The sequence below is a fragment of the Paenibacillus sp. P36 genome, from assembly GCF_045866505.1.
In the GTDB taxonomy this organism is placed as follows: Bacteria; Bacillota; Bacilli; order Paenibacillales; family NBRC-103111; genus Paenibacillus_E; species Paenibacillus_E chondroitinus.
Genome location: NZ_AP038372.1, coordinates 4,394,483 through 4,407,761 on the forward strand (window position 1 = coordinate 4,394,483; position 13,279 = coordinate 4,407,761).

Here is a 13,279-nt window from a genome sequence, read left to right on the forward strand (position 1 = left end):
ATTCGTTTGGAATGAGAATATGCGGGTATAATGACACCCTTTTGTTAGTAATTACTACCATTATTATACTTCACTTTTTGAGACAATCACCACGCTAAACTGCCCGTTAGTTTAATCATTTGGAAAATACTCCCCTTGGCCTTCCGTCGAGAATGGGATCAAGTTCTTGTCATTGGGTTTTGACAAGAACTTGATCCCATAAAATAAAAAAACCGCGATTCACGCGGCAATTAATGAGATAATGTTCTTGTCACCCGACAGTTTTCATTACACTCACTGACGTGATTTCGACCATCTTACTTTTCGGTCCAGAGTTAACAGAAAACCTGAGTTCACCTACCCTCGAAGTGATTCGCTATACACGACTAGGCTCTTTTTTAGAGAATCTAGATCCTTTGTTACTCGTATTTTGGATTAATAGTATGTTTCTAAAAGTGAGTCTCTTTTTGTACGTAGCAGTTAGCAGTGTCACACATACATTCGGTCTAAAAGATCACAAACCGTTTACTTATGCAACCGCCACTTTCATGGTTCATTATTTAATAAAAAGGATACCCCTGCACATTCTTTACCTGACCAATAATTCGATTATTTAATTGAATTAAACCCTATGGACATTTATCGATAAGTTAACCTGACGATAATTCAGCAAAATAGGAGTAGCAAACGGTCACGGCGCTGCTCCCTAAACTTTCAGCAATCGTATCCCGTTGTAACTTTCTAACCACTCGGGATAATTTGCGTTTCTGATTGGACTAATGCAAAAAAAATCTTCTAGTAATTGGATACTTTCGTTTTAAATTATCAGTATCCAAAAATACCGAACGTGTACGGGCTGCCGTCATCGTTATTCACTCCACAGTTGATAATGCATCGATCAATCCTTTTAAATGCTAGATTTATCAACTAAATCGATAACTATTAATTTGTTTGTGAACTTATCTGCCGTCAGGTCGACCTGATTACCGTTGGCACGTATTAAGGTATAATATTCATAAGGCCCAATAACCGAAAAATCGTTCTGCATCACACCCGGGTAAGCCCGGTTCACCGAGAAGACTTGGCTCTTATAAGATTGCAGTGCCTGTCCCTTCAATATTCTATAATCACTGATATCCACTTTTCCTGTAATGATGCATGTACTCAAGGGGCCAACGTCCTTACAATGATCATAATAGTGAGGAACGGATATATAATAAAATTTAGGCAGCTGATCTGGGGGATAATACGCCTCCGATAAGATGACGGCCTTTTCTGAAGCAAGTGAAACGGCAATATGATCTGGATGTCCTGTGACCCCATCGAGCGGAAACGATAAGATTACATCTGGCTTTAAAGCAATAATCGTTTGACTAATACGCTCGGCCAGTTTATCCGGATCTTGATCCTTAAGGGTCCCGTCCGGGTATCTAAATAAAATTAAATCGGTAACGCCAAGTATAGAGCATGCCTTCCGTAATTCTTCTTCGCGGTGCAATGCCAACTGTTCTCGCGAGCTAAATTGAAATTCACCGGATTTCCCTTTGCAGCCCGAAGTAACGCATATTAAAAACACCTCGTGTCCCTGTTGATGGGCTTTAGCTATGGTCCCTCCGGCTGCAAAGGATTCGTCATCAGGATGAGCAAACACGAATAATAATTTCTTACTCATATCATTCAACTCCTTCCTTCAATTCAATTCGCTGCTCGAAGACTTTAGATAAACTAGCCCCATCGAAATAATGCTATTTATCGGTTCCCCCTGCATGTCAACAATTTGAGCTTGGGGTGCATATTCCTCGATTTGCGAAATCAACTGTTTCCGAACGAGGCTAATATTACGCAGTACGCCGCCCTGCAGGATTAGCTTAAACGGTTTATCCGTTAGCATTAATTGCTGAATAATAGCCCTCACACTCACAAACAATTCCCCGCTGGCTGCGAATAAAATACGATTAGCTTCACGATCCCCAGCAATTGCCGCTAAACTAACCAACTGTGATAATTCCCCTAATTTATCCACGGAGTAATCCGAACTATAGACCCAATTGAACAGATCCTCCACATGGCTGAAGCCCATATGCGGAAGCACCCATTCATGTAGTCTGGTTGCATCGCCCCGACCATCATTCGTCCTAAGAATGGCTGTCACGGCTTGTTTGCCGATCCAATAGCCGCTTCCTTCGTCCCCTACCCGATGCCCCCATCCGCCAGTCCTACCCGTTTGACCAAACTCGTTGATACCAAATACGATCGAGCCTGTACCTGCAATGACAAGCACTCCGGGCTGGCCTTCGGTTGAGCCTAATAATGCGGCTAATCCGTCATTATGAACCACTAAGTGCCCTACTTGGATAGTGAGAAGGCAGAGAGAATCCTTTACCATTTCCATTATTATTTCCCTGTCATATTCTGTATCCAAGCCTGCGATTCCAAAAACAGCGCAGTCGATCTCAATTGAAGGGAGTAATGCGAGATCCTCGGTAATACCAAGATTCAGTATCGCCTCGCGAATAGCATGAGCGATTTCCCGCATCGCCTTTTTCTTGCCAACCCCTTGATAATTACATGGACCTGCTTTTCCTTGTCCTAAAACGTTTCCTTCCCTATCCGTGAGAACGACAATGCTTTTGGTACCTCCTCCATCAAAAGCAAGTAGTGGAATTCTTCTTTTCTTCATTAGGCTTCACTCCATTGAAGAATGACTTCATCCAGATGTTGAGTGGCACTTCGTCTCTTTTCCCGGGCCTCTTGCAGCCATTGTAAATGGGACGCGTACTGGAGCCTCCGGTCATCGATGATTCTTTTCATTTCTTTAGGATTCGGCCCTCCCGGCAACGTACGGATGTCCACAAAATGAACGGGATCCATCGCTCTGCGCAAGGCTTCCTCATCCAAGGACACATCCCGGCCAATGACTTGTCTTGCAGCGTCATTCACCGATTGAAGTGTGATTTGATTCGCGTATAAACCATTAGCAAGCGCATTTTTTACCACTTCGCTGACAATATGATGGGCTTTTCTGAATGACAGCGCATCCGATCTTACTAACATATCCGCCAGCTCGGTGACTGTTGCGAAGCTTCTTTCCGTCCTCTGGCGAAGTACTTCCTTGTTGACCTCCATCGTACCCATAACAGCAGCTAACAACCTATATAACTTATCCATCATATCCAAACTTTTCCATGCGTACGGCTGCATATCATCCTCAGTATCTACAATATCTCCGAAAGGAGTGTTATGAATCATGGAAAGAATCGTATTGGTATTACCGACACAGCTCGACAATAACGCTCGCATATGTTCCAGTGAGACGGGGTTGCGTTTCTGTGGCATGATGGAACTGATCTGTACGTAAGGAGCTCCTACCTTAAGCACCGCAAACTCTTGCGTACACCACAAGAGAAGATCTTGCACAACCCGCCCTAAATTAATTGCTGCCAGTTGAATCGCTGTTGCAATTTCTCCTATGTAATCAGCACCGCTTATCGCATCATATGAATTTTCAATAAGTTCATCAAAAGCAAGTAGGTTCATCATACGTTCCCGACTGATAGCAAATCCTGAGGTCGTCAATGCCGCTGCCCCCATACTGCTTCGATTACAGTTGGCATAAGCCGCCTTCATACGTCGAATATCACGATTCAAGGAATCGAGCACAGCCGTCATGTAGTGAGCGAGAGTCGTTGGCTGCGCCTGCTGCGTATGTGTATAGCCAATCATCACCGTACCCAAATGTTCTTCTGCAAAATCCAGTAAATGGTCCTTTAAGAGAAGGGCAGAAGACAGTGTCACCGCTAATTTCTCTCTGAGCACCATTCGATAAATCGCAATACCCATATCATTACGGCTTCTCGCAATATGTAAATTACCTGCGATATCTCCGGCATGTTCCAGTAACTGATTCTCGACCTGAAAGAATAAATCTTCAAACTCTCCGGTATATGTGCTATAACGAAGGGCCTCCAAATCAAGACTCTGAATAGCTTTAGCTATTTGTTTGGATTCTTCTTTTGTGATTAGTTTTTGCTCACGCAGCATGATCAAATGTGCTTTGTTAATTGCCATCATTGGTTCTAATAGATTTTCTTTTGCTTCATTAAAAGCTGGCTCCAAAACAACCTCCGTATACGTTTTCCCCGGAAAAGAAGATCCTTCTGATTGCAGCAGTTCTTCGCGATATCCCATTTTGCGGTTCATCCTTTCCTATCACTTTTTGCTCTCATCTCAAGCCAATTCGCAATTAATTGATTCATATTCCGGATAGCCTCTTCCACAATCGACTCGCCGGCTTCCTGCGAAGTTTGCTTAATTTTACCTGTGTATCCATCCCATCCTCGTGGCGTACCTTCCACTAAAACATAAGGCATAGAAGTTAAAGGCGGACATGAATCTAATTCCAAGTCTAATTCCTTTACGGAAACCAAGTCCGGTCGAAAAGCCTTAACGGCAGACATTTCGTATGGACCCCCATGGCCTCTGCCCGCCGTCCCGTGAAAAAGTCCCTTTTGCTCAGAAAAATCTACCGCAACCATTTGCCACCAGTTGATTAACAAGATGCTCGCGTCTTTATATGTACCGGTGATGGATTCGGCTACAGTCCGGGAAGGACCCATATTGCCATCGTGAGCATTAAGTAAGATAATATTTCGAATACCCAACTGACAAATTCCGTCTAAGATGTCTGATAAGTAATCTATAAAGACAGATGGGCGGACCGTAACTGTACCAGGATAATCTTGGGTTTTGCCTGGACAAGGCGTATAGGATATTACAGGATAGATTAAGGGCTTAAGAGCAAGATCTATCTTTTGTGCAAAACCCTCAGCCAAAATAATATCCGTACCCAACGGTGAATGCGGTCCATGATATTCTAAAGAACCCAGTGGAACCACAGCAAATTGCGCTGTATGCTTAACTTCATCTACCTCTCGCCCATGAACATTCATTACATTCATATCTCCTGAACAACCTCCGAATTCATGATACATCTGGAGGCACTGATCGTGACCTCCAAATGTAATGGCTAAGCTAATTGTTATCTGACTGTTTTTGGCTAATCATATTAACGAACATACGAATTGATCCAGGTACTAGATTTGGAATTTCACGATACCAAACAATCGAGCTGTATGTGTAAACACCTTTTCCGTAAGAAGCTGTTAAGAAAGTACCTGTGAATTCTTTTTCACCCGGATCTCCGTTAGAAATCAGCTCGGTGTACTCATTACCCCATTGAGCAGGATTATAAGCGGAACGGTCCTGAATCCACGAATCCCAATCCGCATCTGTAATTTTATTAGGATAATTGAAGATCGGATGATCAGGGGCCAGCATCGTAACCTTGGAATTTTCATCGGTTACCCGCCATTGAATAAGCGGCTCGCCAATTTTGATCGGATATGGCGCAAGCTCAGGCTTCCATTTATCTTCAGGCTTGTGATATTGAACCACGAGATTCCCGCCATTCTTCACATAATCCAACAAACGTTGATTACTTGGAATCAGCTCCGGACGGAAAGCGTATGCGCGAATGCCAAGAACAATCGTATCGTATTGAGAAAGATCGCCGAATTGAATAGCCTTGTCATCCAACTTCACAACATTAACGCCTACTTGACGCAAATACTCATCAATGTTATCAAAACCGCTTGACACGTATCCAACTTTTAAGTTTTGCGGAACGGCCAAATCAAACGCTTGAATTTTCAGTTCGGCAGGCTGAATCAAATACGTTGTACCGATATGTGGATATGAAATCACTTGAACGCCTTCATTGCTTTGAACATTTTCATTCTTAGCTACCGCCGTAATCGAGTATTTACCTGTGGCCACATTGGAAGAGCCTTTGACCGTGAAGGATACGGATTTGGTTTCGCCTTTAGAAGCAAAACTTACCTCTTCTACAGACGGCTCAGCCGTCCAGCCCTCCGGCAAGTTCAAAGAAATGGATGCCTTGGAAGCGCCTGGCGTATAGTTACGTACTGTAACTTTAACCGGAATCGCCTCATTCGATTTCAATGTATTAAATACCGTTGCACTAGGGCTAAGAGACATCGCATACGCTGGAAGAACAGCAACTGCATTTTGTGGAACTGCTCTAACCGTACTTGATGTATCAAACGCCTTGTATGTAACATCAGCCGTTAGATTCGGTGCGGCATAAGGCTTGAACTCAGCAGCATCCTTAGGTACGGTCACATTGTACGTAACGGAAACCGTTTGGTTTCTGCCAATCGAATCGAAGGTAACCGGTCCTGCAGCCTTCGTTTCCCACCCTTGCGGAGCATTCAAATTAAGTTGAATGCTTTTCAGGTCTACATCGCCACCGTTGAAGGCAGAAACCACGACCTTGGCCGTTTGACCGGCTACTAGCTCACCCGTTTCTGGTTTGACTTTAACAACCAACGAAGTGGCTTCCATGCTAGCTTTGTTCAATTGCGCGTCCTTCACATTCAAACGATAGAACAAATCATCCTTTACAGCTTGATCAAGACTGGAGGACTTCACATCTGCTAAGGCGTTTTGGACATCCTTTTTCATTTCGTGAACTTCCCGAGCCACTTCCGTGAAGTTTGGATACGCCTTAATTACCTCTTCACTGTCTTTTTGAAGCTGCTGTAAGTCCTTCGTTACTTTATTATCTTTGCCTTTGGTTTCGACCTCTTTAGCCAAGTCGGCAAAAGTGAAGGCAATGCCATCGAAGAAGCTTGCTTCCTTATCATTCGCTTTTACTGTACTTGATTCGAGCGTATAGTAATTACCGTAGGGTCCTTCGTCTACGACTCTGCCCATCCCTTGACTCTTATGCATAAAGCGCGATTCCTCACCCAGCTGTACATAAGAAGCGCCGTAGATGTTATCATAATCACCTACTGGAACCATGACGTTATATTTCTTGGCGTCTGCTGGCAAATATAACTTCTTAACTTGCCAAGGCTGCAGACCTTTCTTCAGCTGCTCAGGGAAAACATTCGGGTCAGCGGCATCCTTGTAAGCCCGAACGGTAAGAACGTTAATCGTTCTATGATGGCCATGCGTCGAATCTTCATTAAGGAATGATGGGATGATGACATCTGGACGATCCTCACGAATCTTACGTATCAACCGTTCGTACGCAACAGACTCTCCCCAATGTTGAAGCGTTTCTTCTACACTTTTAGAAAATCCAAAGTCAAAAATCGGATCATTGATTTGTTCACTAAGCATACCTAGTGTTACGTTAGTGATTTTAGAGGCTTCCTGCAGTTCGCGTGTCCTGATGATTCCCAAGGGATTCCCCAGCTCGCTGCCGATTTCATTTTGCCCGCCCTCGCCACGGTTTGCAATAACGCTGAACGTATTGACACCTTTGCCAAGAGAAAGATAAGCAAGTACTGCACTATGCTCGTCATCTGGATGGGCACCTGTATTCATAGCACTTGCAATGCTCGTTAATGGCTTAATCGATTTCCATAGATCTACTACGCCTCGTTCAGCATAAGCAGGACTTGCCATTGCAGGTAGTAGCATACTTCCTGCGATCGCAACACTTGTCATCATCGATACTAATTTGGGGCTTGATTTCGACTTACCACTCAATTGAACTCCTCCTTTGATCATTCCTATCTCACACGGCAAGAAATGGCCAATTTCCCACTGTATATCATGACGTGGTTATGAACTCCTAGGTGTTCCCACGATATGACCGAATCTCCTTGAAGATCATCAATAATCGTCAGAATGCGCTACCTGCTTTATCCCCTGTAATTTTACGCGAAATAAAGAGAACAACGATGATCAGGACGATCTGCAAAACCCCATATGCACAAGCTGTGCCGAATTCGAAAGAGTACATTCTCTGAAATATTTCTACCGAGATGGGAACGGTACTTGTTTTAAAAAGCAAAATTGAAGCTACGAATTCGCCAATACCATCCACGAACGCAAGCAGTGTCCCGGCCAGTATGCCGCTAAGCGCCATCGGGAAAACCACACGCCGAAAGCTGTACCACCAGGTAGCACCCAAATTGCGTGCTGCCTCTTCTGTGGAGGCGTCCATTTGTATCAAGGTAGCGGACGTCGAACGGAAAACCAGGGGTAAATGGCGAACAAAATAGGCGATAGGCAAAATCCAGAAAGTTCCTACCAATACTTGGTTAAAGCTGAATAATGACGGCGTACTGAATGCAGCTATCAAATTAATACCTACAACAGTACCTGGCAGCGCCCATGGAAGCATAATAAAAATGTCCATGAACGATTTTCCTTTGAATTTCAAACGAACCATCGCGTAAGCAGCCGCTACGCCAAAGATGACGTTGCCTAATGTGGCAATGGAGCTCATTTTGAAACTGTTAACCACCGGCCGCCACGTTTTACTATCAGTAAAAAGCTCCACATAGTGCTTAAAGGTGTACTCTGGGGGCAAAATCTGCGTAGTCCATTTTCCATCTGCGGAAAAAGAGATAAGAATGATCACGAAAATCGGCAGAAGCAGGACTATGACACCGAGGAAGGAAAGCAGCATCGCCAAATATCGGCCCCATACCGTTTTCACCTCGGTCCTGTGCACAGAGACACCTTTACTCATATTTTGATAATTACGGAGACTTTGGTACCAACGCATTAGAATCAAAAATAAAATGGAGACAAACGATAAAATTGTTGATTGCGTCGCAGCCATATCCAGATTGCCATTTGTACGCGACAAGTAAATCTGCATCGTCATAGTCCGTTCAATTCCAAAAATGAGAGGTGCCGTATAAGAGGCCATCGAAACCATAAAAACCAATAGAGATGAAGCAATTATGGCCGGTGTCAGCATCGGAATAATAACTCGTCGCCAAATATATAATCTTCCGGCTCCAAGACTGGATGCCGCTTCCTCCAAGGAAGGATCCAAACCTCTGATAGCAGACGAAGCGGTCATGTAGAAATACGTATACATGGTAAACGTATGGACAACGAGCACTCCCCACACCCCTTTAAGCGAAAAAGGGACATGATCCATGTGAAGCAGAAGTTTCAGGGCTCGGGGAATGATTCCGCTCTCACTATATAAAAATGTAAAGGACAGCACACCAATTAATGGAGGCAAAGCCATTGGAACCATAACGAGTACGGCTAAAATTTTCCGTCCCGGGAATTCATAACGCTCAAGCAAAAAAGCCATGGCGATGCCAACGAGTGCGCACGTTATCACACTAAGGACCGATAAATAAATGCTGGTCCATAGGGCTTCCAGGTTTGCAGTATGCTCCAAGCTAAAGAACTTGGCGTAGCTTTTCATCGAAAACTGCCCATCCACTACGGCACTTTGTAGAAAGGTCTGACATAAGGGAAATAGCACGTATGCCAGTAATACAAGAAATAGCGGTGCTACTAGTACATAAACGAAATTAGGTGAATGTACGATCGAACGTCTACGAGTGACAGGCTGCGTATAGGATTGCATTTCAGATTTCATCATCGGATCCCTCGACTACCCCAGTAGGTATACGCTTTCTTTGGGAATATAGATAGACAATTCGTCCCCACGCTGCTGGACATGTGTTTTGTGATTTACAAACATGGCTTTCAGCGAGAGCGCCTGTACCTGAAGCAAATAATTGACGCTAATGCCCGTAAATTCTGAAATCAACACCTTACCGACCACCGCATTCGCTTGAAGCTGCTCCTCCGGCAGTGCTTCACGAACTGATTCAGGACGTATGGATACCGTCATTTTTGTGCCAACTGTCAATGTTGTGTTCGGTGAACAATTGCGGGCTAAAGCCGTTAGCACGAGGCTAGGGGCAACCCGGATTTTGATTTCCTCCCCACGGATCTCTTCAATTACGCCTTCCCACAAATTCGACTCACCTATGAACGAAGCTACGAACCGATTAACAGGACGGTGATATACTTCCTCGGGTGTCCCTATTTGCTGTACGACACCGCCGTGCATAACCATAATACGATCTGACATCGACATCGCTTCCGCTTGATCATGGGTAACGTAGATCGTAGTTATTCCAAGCTCCATCTGCAGACGCTTTATCTCTAAACGTGTTTCTTCTCTAAGCTTAGCGTCTAGATTGGACAAGGGTTCATCTAAAAGTAATATTTTGGGTTCAATCACGAGGGCTCTTGCTAAAGCAACACGCTGTTGTTGACCGCCTGACAATTGGTCAATTCGTCTGTGTCCGAAATCACCCAGATGTACCTGATTTAAGGCTCGCTCTACCTTCTCGGTGATTTCCGCTTTAGACTTTTTTCTAACCTCCAGGCCGAATGCTACGTTTTCAAAGACAGTTAAATGCGGGAAAAGCGCATAGTTTTGAAATACCATCCCCGTATTACGTTTATTCGGCGGCAGAACCGTAACATCTTCATGCCCGAATACAATGCGTCCTGCGCTCGGATAATAGAATCCGGCGATCATCCGAAGGGTCGTAGTTTTCCCGCATCCGCTCGGACCAAGAAAAGTGAAAAACTCTCCTGGCTTAATTCTAATATCTACATTTTGGACACCTTTCACTTTGCCGAATTCTTTGCTTACATGTTCTAGAGCCACATCAATCAAGCAGGCTACCTCCCTTGTTGTAATTGTGGCGGAGGGGATCCTCCGCCATCACATTCGACTTATTTGCCTCCTTTACCTCTGATGTTTTCGTCCCAGTACTGCATCCAGTCTTTTTCTTTATTCGCCATAACTGTCCAATCCAATTGCATAGGCTTCAATTCAACGCCCTTCAACCAAGCAGGAAGCGTATCTTTGTTAATGTCCGTTCTGGTAGGAATTTGGAATAGTTTCTCGGCTAATTCCACTCGCAATTTGGAGTCAAATAGGAATTCGTAAAACTTTTTAGCTGCGTCCATGTTTTTTGCACCTTTAACAATCCCTACACCATCTACCAGAATCGGCGCACCGCTCTTCGGATAAATAAAGTCAAATGGCTGCTTCTGCAATTCCTTCTGAATCATGATATCTTGCATGTTCCACAGAGACAGGGTTCCTTCTTCACGCGCGAGCTTCAAATATAAGTTTGTAGGATCTTGCGCATATTCTTTTGTATTCGCATCCAGCTTTTTCAGCCAGTCGTAGCCTTTCTTCGGATCTGTTGCTCCACCTTCCTTAAACACCATGGCTGAGTAAATTGTTCTCATCGTACCGGAAGCGAGAACACCGCGAATGATGACTTTTCCCTTATATTTAGCATCAAGCAGATCATCCCAATCCTGAGGAGCATCTTCCTTTTTCAGCGCTTTAGAGTTATACATAATAACCTCAGGTAGCAGCATTTCGCCGTACCAACGGTCCTTCGCATCCTTATAGAGCGCCGGTATGCTTTCGCCGAAGCTAGGTTTGAAGCTTTCGAGGAGTCCTTCATCTGCCGCTGTCATGAGCGCGGACTGGGTTCCACCCCACCAGAAATCCGCTTGAGGATTAGCTTTCTCTCCACGGACACGTTCCATGATTTGCTGAGCGCCCATCGTAAGCACTTCAACATCAACATTTGGATTCTTCTCTTTAAACTTTGGGATAATCTCATCCACAACATTTTTGTCTCTAGCTGTGTAAATGACGAGTTTTTGCTTCTCTGAGGCCTTTGGAGTTTCGGCAGTTTTAGCCGATTCCGCCGGTTTATCCGGCTGCTTGGTTGCTTCACCACTGCTAGGAGACGCGCTCCCACACGCCGTAACCGCTGTCATAACGGTGCAAAGAAGCATGCTGGTAACCCATTTCGATACATTCCCCTTTATCATTCTCATCGTTTAAATTCCTCCAGTAAATTATTTTTGGTGATTCGTTATGTAGGTTTATGTAAGGGCTTCCAAAATAATTTGAATCGCTCCAATAATTCCTGCTTTAATGCCTAATGCGGCAACTTTGACAGGTGGTACAAAGGGAACCCATTCAGCAAGAAGCCTGTTTAACTTCTTTATCCCCTGTTCGCCGATGTTGACCATTTCTCCGTTAATGATTAACAACTCTGGATCCAACACACTAATCATATTGACCATGCCATGAGCCCAGTGAACGTAAATGTCTTCCAAAAGCTGCTCTGCTTCCCGATTCCCGCCCTCCGATTGCCTCATAAGTTCGATGATCACACTCGTATCTTCATTCCACCCTGTAAGAATCAGCCTTGCTTTTTCGATGATGCCAGAAACCGAATAATTTCTTTCGAAAACGCCATATTCACCGCGTCGAGTTCGTCCTACAGGCCCAATCATCATATAGCCAATCTCACCAGCAGCTTCACGAAAGCCTCGATAAAATTGACCGTCAATAATAATTCCTGCACCGATTCCTGTACCTACATACATATGAACTTGATTTCGAATACCAAACCCAATCCCCTGATGAAATTCACCAATGGTCATTAAATTAACGTCGTTATCAATGAATACTGGAATGCGCAATCTTTCTTCCATTTCTTGCTGAACAGGCAGCCCCATCCAACCTGTGCTTGGCGCATAACTAATCGTTCCGTCCCTACGTTGCGTGATACCGGGAAGCCCGACCCCAATCCCTAGAAGACGGTCTTTATCAAATCCACTTTGCTTCAGAAGGGTATTCACTCCAACTTCCAGCGCTTGAATCGCTGTCTCCCCATTGGTCGGCTGTGATAAACGGGTCTCGTAATTATAGAGCAATTCACCGCTAAGATCTGCTATGGACATATGGAGGGTGCTACCCTCAAATACAGCGCCAATCACACCTTTAGCTTTAAAATTGTACTCAAGTAAAATCGGTTTTCTTCCTCCCTTGGATTCACCAATGCCGACCTCGTTGATGAGGCCTTCTCGTATCATTTCATCCACTAAAGAGGACACACATGGTCGACTTAATTCAGTAAGCTTAGCCAAATCCGCCCGGGATACTCGCTTATTTTCCCTAAGTTGACTTATAAGTACATGTCGATTCATTTGTTTAACTAACTTGGTATTTCCAGTTCGACCGCGTCCAAGCACTTTACTCACCCCCTTTGATAGTTAAGATGACTAACAAAGTGCCTTGATTCAAATCTTAAAACCGGAGGGAATATTTGTCAATCCTATTTATGGATATATTTTCCTTCTAATTTCGACCCTTTTCTCCTTCATAGCAAGTTCTGAAATCATAGGCTCTATTAAAAGCAAGCATTGAAATCTCTCGGTTGACCTTGTGCCATGCATATAGTTTACACATTTATCGAATAGATTCTTCTTGTTCTAATCGATCGGTTTTTGTCAATTCATATTCAGAATAATAGAGAATTAAGTCCGGTTCTATTTCCAGTATAATTTCATCAGTGACTCACATTTTCATGCTAGCTACCGGTCGAATGTA

10 protein-coding genes are annotated in these 13,279 nt (G+C 44.1%); 1 reads left to right on the top strand and 9 read right to left on the bottom strand.

Translation table 11 applies throughout. The annotated features are described in order from the left end of the window. Nucleotides 1-266 precede the first annotated feature (266 nt). Nucleotides 267-596, top strand: coding sequence for a GerAB/ArcD/ProY family transporter (locus tag ACKTT9_RS19725; protein ID WP_407873078.1), 330 nt, complete (start codon nucleotides 267-269; stop codon nucleotides 594-596). Nucleotides 597-886: 290 nt separating this feature from the next. Here ACKTT9_RS19725 and ACKTT9_RS19730 read toward each other — a convergent pair whose 3' ends face one another. From ACKTT9_RS19730 to ACKTT9_RS19770, 9 genes are all read right to left on the bottom strand, one after another. Beyond that, the gene (locus tag ACKTT9_RS19730) at nucleotides 887-1,651 is read right to left on the bottom strand and encodes a PIG-L deacetylase family protein (protein WP_407867224.1); all 765 of its coding nucleotides are present in this window, start codon (nucleotides 1,649-1,651) and stop codon (nucleotides 887-889) included. Between the two features lie 18 nt (nucleotides 1,652-1,669). Further along, a complete protein-coding gene (locus ACKTT9_RS19735; RefSeq protein ID WP_407867225.1) occupies nucleotides 1,670-2,659 on the bottom strand; it encodes an N-acetylglucosamine kinase in 990 nt (329 codons plus the stop codon). After that, the gene (argH, locus tag ACKTT9_RS19740; RefSeq protein WP_407867226.1) at nucleotides 2,659-4,167 is read right to left on the bottom strand and encodes an argininosuccinate lyase; all 1,509 of its coding nucleotides are present in this window, start codon (nucleotides 4,165-4,167) and stop codon (nucleotides 2,659-2,661) included. Before argH ends, ACKTT9_RS19735 begins: the two co-directional genes overlap by 1 nt. Nucleotides 4,168-4,175: 8 nt before the next feature. After that, a complete protein-coding gene (locus tag ACKTT9_RS19745; RefSeq protein ID WP_407867227.1) occupies nucleotides 4,176-4,928 on the bottom strand; it encodes a creatininase family protein in 753 nt (250 codons plus the stop codon). 82 nt (nucleotides 4,929-5,010) lie between these two features. Beyond that, nucleotides 5,011-7,521, bottom strand: a complete 2,511-nt coding sequence (locus ACKTT9_RS19750; protein ID WP_407873079.1) for an NEW3 domain-containing protein — start codon at nucleotides 7,519-7,521, stop codon at nucleotides 5,011-5,013. Nucleotides 7,522-7,696: 175 nt separating this feature from the next. After that, a complete protein-coding gene (locus tag ACKTT9_RS19755) occupies nucleotides 7,697-9,430 on the bottom strand; it encodes an ABC transporter permease (protein ID WP_407867228.1) in 1,734 nt (577 codons plus the stop codon). A gap of 12 nt (nucleotides 9,431-9,442) precedes the next feature. Continuing rightward, nucleotides 9,443-10,525, bottom strand: coding sequence for an ABC transporter ATP-binding protein (locus ACKTT9_RS19760; protein WP_407867229.1), 1,083 nt, complete (start codon nucleotides 10,523-10,525; stop codon nucleotides 9,443-9,445). 59 nt (nucleotides 10,526-10,584) lie between these two features. Beyond that, entirely contained in the window at nucleotides 10,585-11,715 is a 1,131-nt protein-coding gene (locus ACKTT9_RS19765) for an extracellular solute-binding protein (protein WP_407867230.1), read from the bottom strand. A gap of 48 nt (nucleotides 11,716-11,763) precedes the next feature. Then, nucleotides 11,764-12,921 carry an ROK family protein gene (locus ACKTT9_RS19770; protein WP_407867231.1) on the bottom strand — a complete coding sequence of 386 codons (1,158 nt, stop codon included), beginning with the start codon at nucleotides 12,919-12,921 and terminating at the stop codon, nucleotides 11,764-11,766. Nucleotides 12,922-13,279 lie beyond the last annotated feature (358 nt).